The organism is Roseovarius pelagicus, assembly GCF_025639885.1.
Classification (GTDB): Bacteria; Pseudomonadota; Alphaproteobacteria; order Rhodobacterales; family Rhodobacteraceae; genus Roseovarius; species Roseovarius pelagicus.
This window is the reverse complement of sequence record NZ_CP106738.1, coordinates 1,821,198-1,839,498: the sequence shown is the minus strand read 5'-3', so window position 1 is coordinate 1,839,498 and position 18,301 is coordinate 1,821,198. Positions and strand designations below refer to the sequence as shown.

The window sequence follows — 18,301 nt, the reverse complement described above, 5'->3', positions numbered from 1 at the left end:
TCGCGCTGACACCTCTGTGGCACCACGGCACAAAGCATGGCAACCTGAGCGAAATGATGGAGCAGCCCCATGAAAATCGCCCTGTTGCAATGCCCACCACCGCCCGCCGACCCCGAACGCGGCCTGTTGCAGATCGCCGATGCCGCAGCATACGCGGCAAAGGACGGAGCGACCGTATTAGTGACGCCGGAGATGGCTGTGACCGGCTATGCGCTGGGACCTGATGTCGTAGCAGCACTGGCGGAACCGGCGGACGGGGCCTATTATACCGCTATCGCCGATATATGCCGCGCCAATAAGATCGCCATCGCATACGGGTTCCCCGAACGCGGCGGGGACGGCGCGGTTTACAACAGCGTGCAACTGGTGACCGCCGACGGCACGGCGCTGACGACCTATCGAAAAACGCATCTATATGGGGATGTGGATCGCATGCAGTTCACCGCCGGTGCCACATTGTCAGAGGTGGTATCACTGGGCGGTCTGCGTATCGCCTTGGCAATCTGCTATGACATTGAGTTCCCCGAACTGGTACGCGCCTACGCATTGGCCGGCGCTGATCTGGTGATCACTCCGACGGCTAATATGGTTCCCTACGATAGCGTTTGCACGCGCATCGTGCCGGCCCGAGCCGAGGAAAACGGCATTGCCATCGCTTATGCCAATTACATCGGCGAAGAGGGGGATTTCATCTATTGTGGCAGATCTTGTATCGTCGATCCGGGTGGGCGCGATCTGGCCCGCGCCTTGCCGCGTGACCCGGTGTTGATCATGGCCGAATTGCCCGATAGACGCGCCCACGAAGGGGCACATCTGGCAGACAGACGCCCTGATTTATATGCCGCATTGACGATGCCCCAACCCGCGAGAGAAACATGACCGACGCGCCCATCACCGCCTTTGGCCCGGATTTCACGTTCGCCTTTGACGACTGGATCACCCACCCAGACGGTCTGGGGCAGGTCCCCGCAGATCAGCATGGTCAGGAAGTCGCGGTTATCGGAGCAGGCATGGCCGGGGTGGTGACAGCCTATGAACTGATGAAGCTGGGGCTGAAGCCGGTGATCTACGAATCCGGCAAATTCGGCGGTCGTCTGCGGTCCGAAACGTTCGAGGGCACAGAGGACGTGATCGCCGAATTGGGCGGTATGCGCTTTCCGATCTCGTCCACGGGATTTTATCACTACGTGGACAAGCTTGGCGTACAGTCACGTCCGTTTCCCAACCCGCTGAGCGCGGCGGCGGGGTCGACCGTGATCGACCTTGAGGGCAAGCCGCTTTATGCTGAAAGTCTGGATGATCTGCCGGCCCTCTTTCGCGAAGTGGCCGACGCCTACGATCAGGCGCTGGAGGACGGCGCGCGTTTCTCGGACCTTCAGGCGGCGATCGGGCGGCGTGATGCAAATGCCGTCAAAGAAATCTGGAATCCGATCGTCAAAGGCTGGGATGAGCGCAGCTTTTACGATTTTGTCGCCCAATCCGATGCGTTCAGGAAACTGAGCTTTCGTCACCGTGAAGTATTCGGTCAGGTGGGCTTTGGCACTGGTGGCTGGGACAGCGACTTTCCCAACTCGATGCTGGAAATCCTGCGGGTGAACGCGCTGCGTCTGGACGACGATCAACGCTATATGGTCGGTGGGGTAGAAAGCGTACCGCGCGGGCTGTGGTCGCATGCGCCGGAACGTATCGTGCACTGGCCGCAGGGCACCACGCTGGAGAAACTCCACAGCGGCGCGCCGCTGCCGGGTGTCGTGCGCATCCATCGTGACGGAGAGGGTGATTTCGAGGTCACCGATCGCTGGGGTCGCACAAAACGCTATGGCGCTGTCGTCGCTACCTGCCAAAGCTGGCTGCTGACCACGGCGATGGATGTGGATGAACGTCTGCTGAGTCAGGACATGTGGATGGCGCTGGATCGTACCCGCTACATGCAATCGTCCAAAACCTTTGTGATGGTCGACCGCCCGTTCTGGCGCGACCGCGATCCGCAGACGAACCGCGAGACTATGAGCGTCACACTGACCGACCGGATGACGCGGGGGACGTATCTGTTCGAGAATGGCCCGGACAAGCCTGCCGTGATCTGCCTGACTTATTCGTGGATGTCGGACGCGCTGAAAATGGCGCCTTTGCCGGTCGAACAGCGGGTTGATCTGGCACTGGCTGCCCTGTCGAAAATCTATCCGGGGGTCGATATCGGCAGGCACATTATCGGCAATCCGATCACCGTGAGTTGGGAAAATGACCCGAATTTCCTTGGGGCTTTCAAGGGCGCGCTGCCCGGTCACTATCGCTATAATCACCGGATGTACGGCCATTTCATGCAAGATGACATGCCAGCCGAACAGCGCGGCCTTTTCCTCGCCGGGGATGGGATCAGCTGGACGCCGGCATGGGTCGAGGGCGCGGTACAGACAGCCCTGAATGCAGTCTGGGGCGTGATGCACCACTTTGGCGGGCAGTCCCACCCCAGCAATCCGGGGCCGGGCGAGGCTTATCCACAGATGGGTCCGATTGATCTGGGCGATTGACGCGCTGCAAGAGGGACCTGCAACACACTCAGGTTATTAAGATTTTTCATTTGTGATTCGGACGCTGTATAGGCTATCTGACTCAAGGTTGTTTTGACTTGGGGAAATTCGCCTGTGCCTGCGCTCCTGCGATTGCTTGCCATTCTTGGTATGAGCGTGCTGTTGGCCGCATGCAGTCTGCCGCGCGGGGCAGCCCTTCAATCGGAGATATTAACGGAAAAGGACGCGCCGGACCCCACCTTTGCCGTGGTGCCTGTCACCCGTGCCGCGATGGTGCAAATCAAGTCATGGCCGATGACCGGATGGGCGGGTGGCTATCACTGGCTCAAGGCAGGGCGTGGCCCTGATTCCGCGATCATCCGTACCGGCGATACGCTGGATATCTATGTCTGGGACGCGGACGAAAATTCGCTTCTGATCGGGACCGGGGGCCGGAACACGGCGCTGCCCAAGATGACGGTTTCCGCAACGGGTGAGATTTTTATGCCCTATGTGGGCAAAGTTCTTGTGCGCGGTCTGACGCCCGATCAGGCGCGCGATCGCATACAGGAACGGCTGGCTGATATATCGGCCTCTGCGCAGGTGCAGTTGAACGTGGCATCGGGGCGCAACAATGCCGTCGATCTGGTCAGTGGTGTGGGTTCGCCAGGACGCTACACGCTGGAAAACCGTGATACCGGCATCCTCAGCGTTCTGGCGCAGGGCGGCGGGATCGACAGCGATCTACGGCATCCTCTGGTGCGCCTGATTCGAGGCTCGCACACCTATGAAATTCGCGCCGAACGATTGCTGGCCACGGCATCGGCCAATGCGCTGGTGCGCGGCGGCGATCAGATTACGGTGGTCGAGGATACCCGCAGTTTCAATGCGCTGGGTGCGGCGGGCAGTGAACGAGTGATCTACTTTGAAAAAGACCGGATGACCGCGATGGAGGCGCTCTCGGAGATGGGCGGGCTGGCCGATACGCGGGCCGATCCCAAGGGCGTGCTGGTGCTGCGTGATTATCACGCGAAACAGGTTGCCAACGGCGTTCACGGGCCGACGCGGTCACAGGTCGTCTTTACCATCGACCTCACCAGCGCCGATGGCCTCTTTGCGGCGCGGCAGTTCCAGATACATCCCGGTGACACGATTATTGCGACGGAATCGCCGGTAACCAACGTGCGCACCATCCTTGGTCTGATCGGCAGCGCCGTGGGTATCACGCGGGTCGTGGACGACTGGTAACCAAAGTGTGGCTTTGCTCAAGGCGTCGTCAGTGTTCCGCTCATTGACGTGACACCATCAGACCGTTCGATGCGACCCTCGCGCGGGGTTCCCGCCTCGCCCGGCAGGTACCGCACTGGCGTCGTCAGGAATACCGGCGCTTGCGCCCGGAACCTGAAACGGTAGGGATAGCTGCCCTCGTGCATCTGCATGCACAACCTGGTTGCCATCAGCGGGCCATGCACCACGAGGTCGGGATAGCCTTCTTCGACCCTGCAAAAGTCGCGGTCCCAGTGAATGCGATGGCCGTTATGGGTGACGGCGGAATAAAAGTAGAGCTGGCTTTCGGTGTGAAGCATATACCCATCGGGCACCGGATCACCCGGACCACGCAGACCCGGATCGGGTGCCCCGCGATCCCGGTAAACGACAGTCTGTTTTTCCTCGATGGCCAGCGCGTCGTCCTGACTGATCTTGTGCGTGATCGTGACAAAGCACATCGCCCCCGATTTACCCTCTTTGAATGTCACATCGGTCACTTTGCTGCGCCGCTCGGCGGGCATGCCGATCCTCAGCGGTTCATGCACCGTGACGTCCCCAGCGGCCCACATCCGGCGCGGAAAGGGTGCGGCGGGCAGGAAACGCCCGGTTTCCTCGTGCAGATCGCGGCCCTGATGTTCGGCTGCGATTCCGATGTTGAAATAGATCCAGTGCCACATCGGCGGCAGCGCCAGATCGGGGGCGGCGCATCCCATCAGCACCGCCATTTTCGCAGCCGGTTCAGGTGCCATGCTGTCAGCAACGACGCGGGTGCGGCCGATGGCAGCCTCGCACTCGGCGCGCACATCATCGGTTAGTTTGCCGGTTTGGATCGTCATGGGCGGTGCTCCTTGTCTCGGTCGGCTTGATACTAGGCTCGCGCGCAGGCCAAGGCCAATAACTGCGCGGAAGGAGGGGTAATAGCGTCTGCCTATTCCACCTGTGGTAGCTGCGCCTGCCAGAACCCGCGCGTGACCAGATCACCGACCACCTCGCGGCAGCACGCCTCTGTCGCGCGACTGGCGGCAGTGATCCGGGCAGAGGCGGATCGCACGAGATATAGCTTGCGGCTCAGGCGTGGATTCTGGATCGGGCTTCCGATCAGCTTGCCCTCGTTGACCATCTCGAACACGGCGGCGGGCGAAATGATCGTATAGGCACTGCCCCGCGCGACCAACGACAGGATTTGCGGCAATGAATCCATCTCAATGGTGACATAGGGCTCGGCCTGTTCACTGCGCGCCGCCTGATCAATGAACGTGCGCAGCCCATGACGCCGGGATGGCAGCACCAGATCCTGCGCGATCACGTCGCGTAGGTCGACCGGTGCGCCCGGTGGTGTCCCGAACGGCCAGTCCTCGGGTGCGGAATAAACCCACAACTCTTCGGTCAGCAGGAGTTCGGAGACGCAATCACCCAGCCCGGCATTGTCGTAAAGGATCGCCAGGTCAATTTCGCCGCTCATCACCCATTCGCGCAAATGCCCGCTCATCGCCTCGGTCGCACAGAACTGGATGTCGGGCATTTCCACGCGCAGGGTTTCGGCCATCGGGATCGACAATGCCATCGAGATTGATGGCGGCATACCGAATGTGACCCGTCCCGCGGGGCGCGAACCAACGTTGACTACGTCGCTGCGCGCATCCTCCAGCAGCGTCTCGATGCGGCAAGCATAGTGATATAGCTGTTCACCCGCCTCAGTCGCCAGAACACCACGGGCCGAGCGCATCAGCAGTTCAACACCCAGTGTGCCCTCAAGGGTGCGGACCAGTTGCGACAAAGAGGGCTGCGCGATCCCCAGACTGCGCGCGGCGGCGCTCATCGATCCGTGTTCGATAATTTTGCGAAAATGTTTCAGCTGCCGTGAATCCATACCAATGGCCTCTGACTGCAATTGTGTTGATGTCCGTATAGGTTGAACCTATTGCGCCACGAGAAACAAGGTATTTGCCGACATACCCACACCGGGTCATTGTGCAAGGATCGAGAATGGAGCGCGTGAACATGCAGGATCTCAAGGGTCTGACAGTCGTATCGGTCGAACATGCGGTGGCGGCACCATTTGCCTCGCGTAAACTGGCTGATGCGGGCGCGCGGGTGATCAAGGTGGAGCGGCCCGAGGGCGATTTCGCCCGAGGCTACGATTCGCTTGTCGCCGGGCAAAGCTCATATTTCGTGTGGCTGAATGGCGGTAAGGAATCGATTGCGCTGGACCTGAAATCAGACGCGGACAAGGCGATATTGCGCCGGATGATTGCGGCCGCGGATATCGTGATTCAGAACCTCGGCCCCGGCGTGATGGAGCGGCTGGGATTCGGGCTGGATGATCTATGTGCTGAATTCCCTGCGTTGATCGGGTGCTCTATCTCGGGCTACGGTCGGACCGGGCCGCGCGCCCGGCAAAAGGCGTATGATCTGCTGATTCAGGCCGAAAGCGGTTTATCAGGTATTACCGGAACGCCGCACGGTCCGGCGCGTGTCGGAACATCTGTTGTCGATATTACCGCTGGCATGACGGCATACACCGCTATCCTGGAGGCGCTCATCGGGCGTGGCCTGACGGGCAGGGGGCGGCATATCGAAGTATCAATGTATCAAGTGATGGCCGAGTGGCTGAACGTGCCCTACTTACAGCACCGATACGGTGGCAAGACGCCAGCCCGCGAGGGGCTGCGCCATCCCACGATTGCCCCCTACGGGCTGTTCACCTGCGGCGATGGACAGGAATTGCTGATCTCCATCCAGAACGATCGCGAATGGGCAGCCTTGATGCGTGCGTTTGGCGTCCCCGAATATATTTCGGCGGACGGGTTCGCCACCAATGACGACCGCGTGGCCAACCGCCCCGCCGTGGATGCTCTGGTGCAGGACTTGCTGGGCGGCCAGAGCCGCGAAGAGACGGCAGCCCTGCTCGATACTGTGCGGATCGCCTACGGGCGGTTGTCCAGTATGCAGGATCTGGTTGAACACCCGCAAAGCCGTTTTGCAGATATCCCGTTGACGGGCGGACCAGTGGCGATGCTGGCCTCGGGTGCCGCCGTGGCAGGAGAGGCCGTTGCAGATTACGGGCCAGTCCCCGCGTTGGATCAGCACGGCGCAGTACTCCGGCGCGAATTCGGATGAACGCGCGGTCGAGGCTAGTGTGCCTCGGCCCAGTTGGCTCCTTGTCCGGCATCAACGATCAGCGGCACATCCAGACGCACAGCAGGGTCAGATGCTCCCTCCATGACTTCGCGCGCGGCGGCAATCACGTCGTCCACGGCGCCCTTGTCGACCTCGAACAGCAATTCGTCATGCACTTGTAGCAGCATACGGCAGGGCAATCCCGCAATCGCGGCAGGCATGCGGATCATTGCACGGCGTATAACATCGGCAGCGGTGCCTTGGATCGGCGCGTTGATCGCGGCGCGTTTGGCGAACCCGGCGCGCGGCCCTTTGGCGGCAATCTCGGGCGTGTGGATCTTGCGGCCAAAGAGGGTCTGCACATGGCCGTGTTCCTTGGCGTATTCCACCGTCGCGTCCATATAGGTCCGGATACCGGGGAACCGCTCGAAATACCGGTCGATGAACCCCTGCGCCTCGGCCCGTGGAATCCGCAGATTTCGCGCAAGGCCAAAGCCGGAAATCCCGTAGATGACGCCAAAGTTGATCGCCTTGGCGCGACGCCGCACCTCTGGTGTCATTTCGTCCATCGGCACGTCGAACATCTCTGATGCGGTCATGGCGTGAATGTCCTGACCGTCGCGGAAAGCATCCTTGAGCGCGGCAATATCGGCCACATGCGCCAGAATGCGCAGCTCGATCTGGCTGTAGTCGAGACTGACCAGTGTGCGCCCTTCGGGGGCGATGAACGCCTCGCGAATACGGCGTCCTTCCTCGGTGCGCACCGGAATGTTTTGCAAGTTGGGATCGGTCGATGCCAGCCGTCCGGTGCTGGCCCCGGTCTGGACATAGGACGTGTGCACGCGCCCAGTGTCCGGGTCGATATGATCCTGCAACGCGTCTGTGTAGGTCGATTTCAGCTTGCTCAACTGTCGCCAGTCCAGCACCCGTGCGGGCAACTCATGCTCGGTCGCGAGATCCTCCAGCACGTCCGCACCAGTGGCATAGGCGCCGGTTTTGCCCTTTTTGCCGCCTTCCAGCGCCATTTCGTCGAACAGGATTTCCCCCAGTTGCTTGGGTGATCCGACGTTGAAACTGCGACCGGCCAGCTCGTGTATCTCGGCCTCCAGCCCTGCCATTTTCTGGGCAAAGGCATTGGACATCCGGCTGAGAACGTCGCGATCCACCAGTATTCCGTTGCGCTCCATCTGGGCCAGCACCGGCACCAGCGGGCGCTCTAGCGTTTCATAGACAGTTGTGACCGCTTCGCGGTGCAGCATCGGTTTGAACGTGTGCCACAGGCGCAAGGTGATGTCGGCATCCTCGGCAGCGTAACCCACCGCCTCGTCCACTGGTACACGGTCAAAGGTGATCGCGGATTTACCGGTGCCCAGCAGTGATTTGATCGGGATGGGCGTATGTCCCAGATAGCGATCTGCAAGGGTGTCCATGCCATGATTGTGCAACCCGGCATTCAGCGCATAAGACATCAACATCGTGTCGTCGACGGGGGCAACAGTGATCCCGTGACCGGCAAAAATCTTGGCGTCGTATTTCATGTTCTGGCCGATCTTGAGGATGCTGGCATCCTCCAGCAGCGGCTTCAGTGCCGCCAGCACGGCCTCCAGACCTAGCTGGTCCTCAGCCAGCTTGTCCGAGCCAAAGAGATCATCCGCCCCGCCCTCCTTGTGAGACAACGGGATGTAACAGGCCTGTCCCGGCACCACGGCCAGACTGATTCCGACCAGATCGGCCTGCATTTCATTGAGTGACGTCGTCTCGGTATCCACCGCCACATATCCACGCGCCATAATCCGGTCGATCCAGACCTGTAACGCGGCCATATCGGTAACCTTTTCATAGCTCTCAGGCGCAATCGCGGGCCATTCGGGTGCGGCCTCTTTCGCCCCTTGCTGTGGGTTGTCGGCAATAACCGGCGGTTCTGCGTCCATCGCTTCGGCGACACGCTTGGTCAGCGTCCGAAATTCCATCTCGGCCAGAAATGCCAGCAATACATCCGGCTCCGCGTCGCGCACTTCCAGATCGTCGAGCCCGAAATCCAGCGGCGTGGCACAATCCAACTGCACCAATTGGCGCGACAGCCGGATCTGGTCGGCCTTCTCGATCAGCGTCTCGCGGCGCTTTGGCTGTTTGATCTCGCCTGCGCGTTCCAGCAACGTGTCCAGATCGCCGTATTCGTTGATCAGCAATGCGGCGGTCTTGATCCCGATCCCCGGCGCACCGGGAACGTTATCGACCGAATCGCCGGCCAGCGCCTGCACGTCCACCACCCGGTCGGGGCCAACGCCAAACTTTTCTTCGACGCCCTCCACATCAATGCGCTTGTTCTTCATCGCATCCAGCATCTCGACGCCGCCGCCAACCAACTGCATCAGATCCTTGTCCGAGCTGATGATCGTCACCCGCCCGCCGGCGTCACGCGCCTGACAGCTGAGCGTTGCGATGATGTCGTCTGCCTCATAACCTTCGATTTCCTTGCAGGCGATGTTGAACGCTTCTGTCGCGCGCCGCGTCAGCGGCATCTGCGGGCGCAGATCCTCTGGCATTGCCTCGCGGTTGGCCTTGTACTCGGGATAAAGGTCATTGCGGAACGTGTGACTGCCCTTATCAAAGATCACTGCCACATGTGTTGGCGCATCCGGCCCCGCATTATCATCAATGTAGCGTTGCAGCATGTTGCAGAACCCGGCGACCGCGCCGATGGGCAGCCCGTCCGATTTGCGCGTCAGCGGCGGCAACGCATGATACGCGCGAAAGATGAAGGCAGAGCCGTCGATCAGGTGCAGGTGATGGCCTTTTCCGAATGACATGCATCCCTCCCACGGTGTGTGCCTGACCGTATTGCCACGGCGCGCGTCAGGGGACCACCGTCATTTTCAGGCATACGGTCATCCGTTGTTCGGCGCTTGGCTATTCGGGCGCTTCTATCATGTCGACACGTGTCGCATGACGTCCGCCTTCGAACTGGGCGGTCAGAAAGGCGTCCACAATCTCTAGTGCTAGCCCTTCGCCCACAACGCGCGCGCCCAGTGACAGCATGTTGGCATCATTATGTTCGCGGATCATCCGGGCCGAAAACGTATCTGAACACACGCCGCAGCGTACGCCCGCCACCTTGTTGGCCGCCATCATAATGCCCTGCCCGGTGCCGCATACAACAATGCCTAACCGACATTCGCCCGAGGCCACACGCCGTGCCGCGGCCGCCCCGTGTAGAGGGTAATGCGTACTTTCAAATGAGGTCGGCCCGATATCGACGACCTCCCAGCCCTGCGCGGCAACATGATCGGCCACCGCCTGACGCAGGACGATGCCTGCGTGATCACTGGACAGGACGACGCGGGTGTTGCTGCTCATGTAGGGGGGCTTTCGTAATCAGACGGCGTGCTGGGTTCCGGCAGGACCTAGACCTTGTCCTTGAAATCTTCGTGGATGATCTTGCAGTCGCAATAGGGGCATTCGACCCAGCCGAGTTCGGTCGGGATCTGAAGCCAGACGCGCGGATGACCCAACGCACCTTCACTGCCGTCACAGGCGACACGGTATTTGTCCACAATCCGCGTTTCGGGGGCTTGCGTTACCATCCGGGCGTTTCCTTTTGCCGTCACATATCCTAGGTCCAGTTATGAGCGATCCGAACCGCAGGAGCAAGAGCACCATGACCGCGAACGCGATTGAAATCCGGGGCCTGCGCAAGACCTATGCCGGGCGTCGTGGCGCGCCGGGCAAGGAGGCGCTGGGCGGCGTCGATCTGGATATTCCTGCCGGGTCGGTTTTCGGTCTGCTCGGACCGAATGGCGCGGGCAAATCGACGCTGATCAATATCCTTGCCGGGCTGGTGATCAAAACGGCGGGCAGGGTGAACATCTGGGGCTTTGATCAGGACGTCAATCCGCGCCAGAGCCGCGCTGCCATTGGCGTCATGCCGCAAGAGTTGAATCTGGATCCGTTCTTTACCCCCCGCGGCGCGCTGGAGGTGCAGGCGGGTCTGTACGGTGTGCCGAAATCGCAGCGTCGCAGCGACGAAATTCTGCGTCTGATCGGGCTGGAGGACAAGGCGCAGGCGTATGCGCGTACGCTGTCAGGCGGTATGCGGCGGCGGCTCTTGCTGGGCAAGGCGCTGGTCCATGCCCCGCATGTGCTGGTGCTGGACGAGCCGACGGCGGGGGTCGATATCGAACTGCGCCAGATGCTGTGGGAAAACATACGTCGGCTGAACGCCGAAGGCATGACCATCATCCTGACCACGCATTACCTCGAAGAGGCCGAGGAGATGTGCGACCAGATCGCGATTATCAATCATGGTCAGGTCGTCGCGCGCGACAGCACCGCAAATCTGCTGGCGCGGCTTGATGCGCGCATGATGATCATCGTGCCCGAAGGCCCAACCGATACACTGCCCACCGGTGACGGGATCGAGGTGACTGAGCGCCCTGACGGTGCGATTGCTCTGACCTATCACGCGGGCCAGACCAACGCCGAGGCGGTGCTGGCCAGTGTGCGTGATGCAGGTATCCGCATCCGCGACGTGCGCACCGAACAGGCCGACCTACAGGATGTATTTCTGGAACTGACGCGCAGCCGCTGACAGTGCCGCCCTGAGGGCTGACGCGCCACAGACAGGTCACGTGCTGCGCGCACGCCTTAGGTTTTAAGCGGAATCATCGGACCCATGTTACGCCCGCCCAGAATATGCACATGCAGATGCGGTACGTCCTGCACGCCGTTCTCACCGGAATTGGCAATCATCCTGTAGCCACCCTGATCGTCGCCGGGAACCACGCCCTTGATCCGGCACACCTCGGCGATCGCGCGGGTGAAATCGACGATCTCGGCGTCCGATGCCTCTGACGCGAAATGGTCATAGGTGACATATGGCCCCTTCGGGATTACCAACGTATGCACCGGCGCTTCGGGTGCGATATCCTCAAAGGCCAGCGTATGTTCGGTTTCCAGCACAGTTGTATTGGGAATTTCGCCGCGCAGGATTTTGGCAAAAATGTTCTGGTCGTCATAGGCGTAGGGCATGTTCGTCCTCAATGCGTATTCTGTTGCAAAAGCGATGTCGCAGACATCGCGAAACGCCGCGCAATACACAAGCGTTTCATGCGCGCGGCCAAACTATCGTGCCATAAGCCTCATATCAAAAGGCGCTAATCGGCAAACAGGTGGTCGGACTGCGCAATCTGACGCGCCTTGTCATGCGAGATGTCCAGAAAGTTTGACAATGGCGCGGCGTTTTCCTCTGCGTCGCGCGCTTCATTGATGATGTAGTGATGCTCGAACTCGGCATCGCGAATTTTATCGCTCTCGAACGTCATGTCACCTCGGATAGTGGGCAGCAACCGCTCCAGCGTTTCGGCGCTGGTCTGTTCCCCCGCGAGGCCGACGCGCATGGCGTGCCCGATCAGATACTCGTCCGAGAACACACATTGCACTTCCAACATGCGGGTCGTGGACCGGTCGCTGGCGAAATCCTGCAACAGGTCCAGCGCGCTGGGGTCCATGCAGACAATCATCTGATCGGTCTCGTAATAGTCGAACAGCATACGCATCAGCGCCCGGCGGTGACGTGTCCGTTTGCCCAGACTGGTCTGAATGCCTCCCAGATCGGGCAGATCGGTATGCTCTTCGTTAAAGAGATATTCGATCGCAGGAACGTTGGTAACCTGCCGGATCTGCTCCAGCAGCCGCTTAGCCACATGCCATTTCTTGCAGATCACGATCATCAGCTCGCGCTGACGTCCCAGTGTGCTTTCCGTTTCCCAGAACCGACTGGCAAAGCGGCGGCCGATCCGGCCGCGGCCTGTCAAGAACTTGAACAGGCTGGTGCCCTCGTTCGATATCTTGAACTCTGCCTTGTCGTTCGAGTACAGCGCGCCCAGCCGCTGTTTCAGCTCAATCGCCTCGGGACTGATCTTGCGCGCAAAGAGAAAATCCTGTCCCAAGAGCAGATCATAGTGATCGTTATAGAAGGTCTGGGGCATCCCGTATTCAGTGAACATCAAAAAGGTCAGCGTGCGCGTACGGATCTCGCTGTCCGGCACCAGATGCCGCACTACGGTTTGAAAGAACGTCTCGTCCGGAATCCAGGTGGTCCGAAAGAACCGCATCACGTCACGCCGCTTGCGGGTGAAGTCCAGAATCCATTCCACGGTGCGGCGGCGCAGGCACCACCACTGGCTGCCAATCTGAACCTGAATGTCATGCGGAATATCGCGTTTCAGGCCAAACCGCTGCTGTAGGTGAAAGGATGTATCGAACAACCACTTGTGTTTACGCTCGTTAAAGAAGTGGCGATAAATCAGCCGCTCTTCCTTCATCCCGGTCTTGATCCAATCACTGTCGAAATAATCGAAACTCTCGATGTAATCCACGTCCTCGGCATCGAGAAAGTCATGCGCATAGCGGGCCGATTTGATCGCCGCACAATCACCCGATAGCATGTAGAAATGCGTGGCTCGCGGAAACGCCTGCACCGCGGCCTCGACCGCCAGAAGTGTCGCCTGCACCAGACTCCATTCGCCCCAGCCGCATTTTATGCGTTTGCGGGCAAAGGTAACGTTGGGATTGTCCGCCAGCGCCGCCTTGATTTGCTGAAAATCCTCGGGCTTTGCACGGCCATCGAAATGGATCGCGATGTAATCGCCAGCAGCAGTCAGCATCTCTGCCTGCCCGATGATTGCCTCGGGGCCTTTGTGGCATAAAAGGATGTAGGCGATTTTTGCCATGCGGGAAACAGACTAGCCCTTGTGAGAGTGATTGTTTACAGTGATAGTCGTGATGAAGCGTTGAATAAACAGGCATTATCTGGTTTTTTAGCGCGAATATGACCAATAGACCCTAAAGCGTTTTGCTTTTGATCTGTGTTGCAGATTTGATGCAAAGCGCCCACAACCCAGAAGGGGTTAGATCCTTTTCCGCGTTTCCAGAGTTACGGTAGGCGCAAGAGGCTCTAAACAGGGCAGTTGAGGTTTGGAGAGGCAGGCATGGGTTTTCCGGGTACATGGATGACCGAAAGCGAAAGCGTTGTGTATCGGGTGGTCCCCAAATGCGCATGTTCGACCATCGGTCAGATACTCTATTATTCCGATCACGGTGAATTTTTCGATGGCGACATCCATGACGCCAAGTCAGGCCTGCATAAATGGGCGCTGGACGAAAGCCAGCCGCTGATCACAGCCAACGTGACGGCGCATCAATCCTATGCGTTCACGTGTGTGCGCAATCCCTATACCCGCATCCTCAGTTCGTTCTTTGACAAGATTTGCGGCATTCAGCGCAACGGCAAGCGGTACCGCGGCAAGCTGGTCCCGCTTCTGGTGCAGAAATACGGCATTGAGGTCGGCGGCGAGGACGGCAAGGAAGAATTTGACCAGATTGCCAGCTTCCGCCGCTTTCTACTCTTTGCCCGCGACACCATTCGCTGGCGGCGCCCCATGGAGCCCGATATCCACTGGTCTGCGCAGGCAGGCCACGTCAGCACCTTTATCGTGAACGGCGGCACCTATGACCGGATTTTCTGGACCGAGGCGTTCAACGACGGAATGCAGGATGTGCTGAGCGCGATCAAGACGCCACAAGCCGTTGATCTGTCCAGCATCCCGCGCTTCAACGAAAGCGAAGGGCACGGACCCAAACGCGCCCACCCGGTCGAGGATTACTTCGACGATCTGGCGATGCATCTGGTCTATGAAATCTACAAGCGTGATTTTGAACTGTTCAAATACGATGCTGCCGATCCGTCCAACAAAATGCCCGTGGGCGAGATTGATCTGGACGAGGTGCACGCGAAACTCGGCGAGTGAGGCTCTGCGCGGCGACCGACGGGATTTGGGTATTTTAACCAAGAAAAAAATGCGTGTGGCGCCCCAGTGACCGATCTTTGACTAAGAAAAACGGGCAACAGGCCGCAGTAACCGAACGTTAATCTTAATGGTGATAGCCTGATCAGGCGGTACAGGCTGGGGAGCCGATGACCGCCCAAGGAAAAGCCGTGCGAAGACCGCACGCTTCTCGGTCACGTCCTGCCTTACGTCAAACGCGGGCGGGACGTGCACTACAAGTCCTATCCTTTGGCTTTTTCTTGGGACAAATACCCAATTCAACCTTGGCGTCGTCCGAGCCGGTAACGTTAATTTAGAGCATCCTTCCGAAGAGAGGGCGACCCGGCTGCGCGCCAAAGCGCACAGCATATGATTGTCAGCAAGCGGGCTTCAGAGCAGCCCCTCGGCGGCAAACATCGCCTTCACGTCGGTCTCGGGGCGGGCACCATAATGGCCGATCACCTCAGCCGCCGCGATGCACCCCATGCGTCCCGACACTTTCAGGCTCTGCCCCGTGGCCAGACCGTAGAGAAACCCGGCGGCGAATTGATCGCCGGCACCGGTTGTATCCACTGGTTGGACCGCATCCACATCGACGCGCACCATTTCGGCCCCGCGAACGATCACGACGTCGTCGCCAGATCGTGTACACACGATGAGTCCGCTTTCTGTGGCGGCCTGTTCCAATGCGGCACCCAGATCGTCAGTTTCATAGAGGGATCGCCATTCATGTTCATTGCCGATCACATAGTCCAGTTCGCGCACCAGAGTGCGGAAATCACTTCGATGTCGGTCGACGCAAAACGGATCGCTTAGCGAAATGCCGGCCATGCCACCGCCCGCACGACACGCTCGCGCCGCTTCGGTAAAGGCGGCCTTGCCCTTCGGTTTGTCATAAAGATATCCCTCGAGAAACAGCAAACCGGCGCCGCCCGCCACATCGCCGGGGACATCCTCGGGGCTCAGCTCGGTCGAGATGCCGAGATAGGTGTTCATTGATCGTTCGCCGTCAGGCGAGACAAAGATCATCGACCGTGAGGTTGGCAATTCGCCGCGCGCAACGGGCGTGTTCACGAAATCGCAGCCCACATCGGCCATGCCTTTGGCATAGAACCGACCCAGTTCATCGTCGCAGACCCGCCCGATAAAGCCGGTTTCCAGCCCAAGCGCCCCCAGTCCGGCGATGGTATTGGCGACCGATCCACCCGCCATCTGGCGGCGATTTTCCATTGCACCATAGAGCGCCTCGCCGCGATCCTGCTCGATCAGTTGCATGATCCCCTTGTCGATGCCCATCCGCGATAGGAACGCGTCGTCGCTCTGGCAGATCACATCGACCACTGCGTTGCCGATCCCGACAGCCTGATATTTGCTCATAGATTCTTGTCCTCATATTCACATAGATCGCGGATCAGGCACGATCCGCACATCGGTTTGCGCGCCTTGCAATGGTATCGCCCGTGCAGGATCAGCCAGTGATGCGCGTGATGTTGAAAATCCGCCGGTATGTGGTCTTCGACGGCGCGTTCCACTGCAACTACGTCCTTGCCGACGCAGATGCCGGTGCGATTGCCGACGCGGAAGATATGCGTATCGACTGCCTGAGCGGGCATGCCCCACCACATGTTAAGTACGACATTCGCAGTCTTGCGACCCACGCCGGGTAAGGATTGCAGTGCGGCACGGCTGTTGGGTACTTCGCCGCCGCATTCGTCTACCAGTATCTGGCTCAGCTTGATGACATTCTTTGCCTTCTGGCGAAACAATCCGATGGTCTTGATATGCTCGGTCAGACCATCGAGGCCCAGATCAAGCATCTTCTGCGGCGTGTCCGCCACTTGGAACAAGGCGCGTGTTGCCTTGTTCACCCCGGCATCTGTCGCTTGCGCACTCAGCGCCACAGCTACCACCAGCGTATAGACGTTCACATGCTCCAACTCGCCTTTCGGCTCGGGCTCTGCCGTCTGGAAACGTTCGAAAATGGCGCGGATGGTGTGATAGTCGAGTTGCTTGGTCATGCATGATCCTATGCCCGCTAAAACGTCTATGCGCAATATTCGGGTCGCATGGTTGTTTTCTGGCGGTTAGTTTGAGTGCCTAGAAACAGAAGGCGACAGCAGATGACCAACCAGACCGACCAAGGCTATCATTTCCACGTCATGCGCCGGGCGATCGATCTGATCGACGCCGGTGGAACTGACATGACGCTTGATCAGCTTTCGGGCGCGATGAATATGAGCCCGGCCCATTTTCAACGTCTGTTTTCGGCATGGGCCGGCGTGTCGCCCAAGCGATATCAGCAATATCTGACGCTGGGCCATGCCAAGGCGCTGTTGGCGGATCGTTTCACCACGCTGGAAGCTGCGGATTCGGCGGGCTTGTCAGGAACCGGTCGTTTGCATGATCTCTTCTTGCGCTGGGAGGCGATGAGCCCCGGGGAATTTGCCCGCAAGGGTGACGGACTGACGATCTATTGGGGCTGGTTCGACAGTCCTTTCGGCCCCAGTCTGGTGATGGGAACGGAGCGCGGCATTTGCGGCATCGGTTTCGCCGCTGAAACAGGCGAAGAGGCCGCGATGGAGGATCTCGTGGGACGCTGGCCCAAGGCCGAGTTCATCGAAGATCCGATGATGCTGCGGCCGTGGGTTTTGGCGGCTTATGGCGCAGATGCGGCACAACCTGCGCCGCTCTACATGATCGGCGCGCCCTTTCAGATCAAGGTCTGGGAGGCGCTGATGCAGATCCCGTCCGGGCACGTCACCACCTATTCCGAAATCGCCGAGGCGATAGGTCGTCCGCGCGCCGTGCGTGCCGTCGGCACAGCCGTCGGGCGCAACCCGATCAGCCTGCTGATCCCCTGCCACCGGGCATTGCGTAAATCCGGCGGTTTGGGTGGATATCATTGGGGGCTGCCGGTTAAACGCTCTATTCTGGCATGGGAAAGCGCGCGCGCCGAGGCATAGTTCCTAGCGTAAGGTGACGGCCCCTTTCAGCGTGTTGGTTGCAGTGCCGTTGGCTTGATTGACGTTCGATCTGAACGTCCCGCCACCAGAGGCCTGTAACCACATACCTGTTCCGTTATTGACCGTCCAATATCCGATCAACTCTCCTTTGGGATTCATACGGCGCGCGACCCAGCCCAGTAGAACGCGATCACCTTCCAGCCCGTCCAGAACACACACGCCGTTGCCCTCAACGGCACCGCCGCGCACTTCGACCGTGCCGAAACAAGGGCCGGACAGCTGGTTCATCGGATGGGTTTTGTTTTCCATCTCGAACTTGTTGTAGCTGATCCTCGAATTTATCACTTTGTGATCCGGGCCGAACTCGATCAATTCCGACTTGGATACTCCGGAGGCGACGCCATCGCTGTCGAATGCTTCGGCCTGCGCCTGCGCAGCAACGGCAACGGCCAGCGCCGCGAGTGTCATTGTGATCTTCATTGCAGTCCCCCAAATTTCAAATACGTCGTCCGTCTGAACTCCCGAGCGTAGGGGTAAGAGGTCAATTTGGCAACAAATGCCCCGAATGTGCTGGCCTGCCGTCTCTGTGGGCGGGCTTCGTCCTCTGCGCCGC

The 18,301-nt window shown here is 59.5% G+C and carries 17 protein-coding genes; 7 read left to right on the top strand and 10 right to left on the bottom strand.

Annotated features, from left to right (window positions below; translation table 11 throughout):
- Positions 1-69 precede the first annotated feature (69 nt).
- The 3 genes from N7U68_RS10230 (at position 70) to N7U68_RS10220 (ending at position 3,758) form a co-directional block, all read left to right on the top strand.
- Entirely contained in the window at positions 70-879 is an 810-nt protein-coding gene (locus N7U68_RS10230; RefSeq protein WP_263049041.1) for a carbon-nitrogen hydrolase family protein, read from the top strand.
- Positions 876-2,531 (top strand): flavin monoamine oxidase family protein, encoded by a 1,656-nt coding sequence (locus N7U68_RS10225; RefSeq protein WP_263049040.1) that lies wholly within the window; start codon positions 876-878, stop codon positions 2,529-2,531. Before N7U68_RS10230 ends, N7U68_RS10225 begins: the two co-directional genes overlap by 4 nt.
- Before the next feature lie 114 nt (positions 2,532-2,645).
- Positions 2,646-3,758, top strand: coding sequence for a polysaccharide biosynthesis/export family protein (locus tag N7U68_RS10220; protein WP_263049039.1), 1,113 nt, complete (start codon positions 2,646-2,648; stop codon positions 3,756-3,758).
- Between the two features lie 17 nt (positions 3,759-3,775).
- On the opposite strand, the gene N7U68_RS10215 is transcribed toward N7U68_RS10220, so the two are convergent.
- Together N7U68_RS10215 and N7U68_RS10210 are read right to left on the bottom strand one after the other, a co-directional pair.
- A complete protein-coding gene (locus tag N7U68_RS10215; RefSeq protein WP_263049038.1) occupies positions 3,776-4,615 on the bottom strand; it encodes an HTD2 family dehydratase in 840 nt (279 codons plus the stop codon).
- A 92-nt stretch (positions 4,616-4,707) separates the two neighbouring features.
- Positions 4,708-5,649: a LysR family transcriptional regulator gene (locus N7U68_RS10210; protein ID WP_165195831.1), complete on the bottom strand. Its 942-nt coding sequence runs from the start codon at positions 5,647-5,649 to the stop codon at positions 4,708-4,710.
- Positions 5,650-5,780: 131 nt separating this feature from the next.
- Here N7U68_RS10210 and N7U68_RS10205 point away from each other — a divergent pair, with 131 nt between their 5' ends.
- Positions 5,781-6,899 carry a CaiB/BaiF CoA transferase family protein gene (locus tag N7U68_RS10205; RefSeq protein ID WP_263049037.1) on the top strand — a complete coding sequence of 373 codons (1,119 nt, stop codon included), beginning with the start codon at positions 5,781-5,783 and terminating at the stop codon, positions 6,897-6,899.
- Positions 6,900-6,913: 14 nt separating this feature from the next.
- Here the strand turns inward: N7U68_RS10205 and polA are convergent, their stop codons facing one another.
- From polA to N7U68_RS10190, 3 genes are all read right to left on the bottom strand, one after another.
- On the bottom strand, positions 6,914-9,709 hold the full coding sequence (gene polA / locus N7U68_RS10200) for a DNA polymerase I (RefSeq protein WP_263049036.1): 2,796 nt from the start codon (positions 9,707-9,709) through the stop codon (positions 6,914-6,916).
- Positions 9,710-9,809: 100 nt separating this feature from the next.
- Entirely contained in the window at positions 9,810-10,256 is a 447-nt protein-coding gene (gene rpiB, locus N7U68_RS10195) for a ribose 5-phosphate isomerase B (protein ID WP_263049035.1), read from the bottom strand.
- Positions 10,257-10,303: 47 nt separating this feature from the next.
- Positions 10,304-10,483: a zinc-finger domain-containing protein gene (locus N7U68_RS10190; RefSeq protein ID WP_165195839.1), complete on the bottom strand. Its 180-nt coding sequence runs from the start codon at positions 10,481-10,483 to the stop codon at positions 10,304-10,306.
- Between the two features lie 74 nt (positions 10,484-10,557).
- Between N7U68_RS10190 and N7U68_RS10185 the strand changes: the two genes are divergently transcribed.
- Positions 10,558-11,487, top strand: a complete 930-nt coding sequence (locus tag N7U68_RS10185; RefSeq protein WP_263049034.1) for an ABC transporter ATP-binding protein — start codon at positions 10,558-10,560, stop codon at positions 11,485-11,487.
- Between the two features lie 56 nt (positions 11,488-11,543).
- Here N7U68_RS10185 and N7U68_RS10180 read toward each other — a convergent pair whose 3' ends face one another.
- Positions 11,544-11,927 carry an HIT domain-containing protein gene (locus N7U68_RS10180; protein WP_263049033.1) on the bottom strand — a complete coding sequence of 128 codons (384 nt, stop codon included), beginning with the start codon at positions 11,925-11,927 and terminating at the stop codon, positions 11,544-11,546.
- A gap of 125 nt (positions 11,928-12,052) precedes the next feature.
- Complete coding sequence (locus N7U68_RS10175) at positions 12,053-13,630, bottom strand: DUF5928 domain-containing protein (RefSeq protein WP_263049032.1); 1,578 nt, start codon at positions 13,628-13,630, stop codon at positions 12,053-12,055.
- A 258-nt stretch (positions 13,631-13,888) separates the two neighbouring features.
- On the opposite strand from N7U68_RS10175, the gene N7U68_RS10170 reads away from it, so the two are divergent.
- Complete coding sequence (locus N7U68_RS10170; protein WP_165195846.1) at positions 13,889-14,707, top strand: sulfotransferase family protein; 819 nt, start codon at positions 13,889-13,891, stop codon at positions 14,705-14,707.
- Positions 14,708-15,115: 408 nt separating this feature from the next.
- Here the strand turns inward: N7U68_RS10170 and N7U68_RS10165 are convergent, their stop codons facing one another.
- A complete protein-coding gene (locus N7U68_RS10165; protein WP_263049031.1) occupies positions 15,116-16,102 on the bottom strand; it encodes an adenosine kinase in 987 nt (328 codons plus the stop codon).
- Complete coding sequence (gene nth, locus N7U68_RS10160; protein ID WP_263049030.1) at positions 16,099-16,743, bottom strand: endonuclease III; 645 nt, start codon at positions 16,741-16,743, stop codon at positions 16,099-16,101. The genes N7U68_RS10165 and nth overlap by 4 nt, the downstream gene beginning before the upstream one ends.
- Before the next feature lie 102 nt (positions 16,744-16,845).
- On the opposite strand from nth, the gene N7U68_RS10155 reads away from it, so the two are divergent.
- The gene (locus N7U68_RS10155; protein WP_165195852.1) at positions 16,846-17,688 is read left to right on the top strand and encodes a methylated-DNA--[protein]-cysteine S-methyltransferase; all 843 of its coding nucleotides are present in this window, start codon (positions 16,846-16,848) and stop codon (positions 17,686-17,688) included.
- A 3-nt stretch (positions 17,689-17,691) separates the two neighbouring features.
- Here the strand turns inward: N7U68_RS10155 and N7U68_RS10150 are convergent, their stop codons facing one another.
- Entirely contained in the window at positions 17,692-18,168 is a 477-nt protein-coding gene (locus N7U68_RS10150) for a hypothetical protein (RefSeq protein WP_165195854.1), read from the bottom strand.
- Positions 18,169-18,301 lie beyond the last annotated feature (133 nt).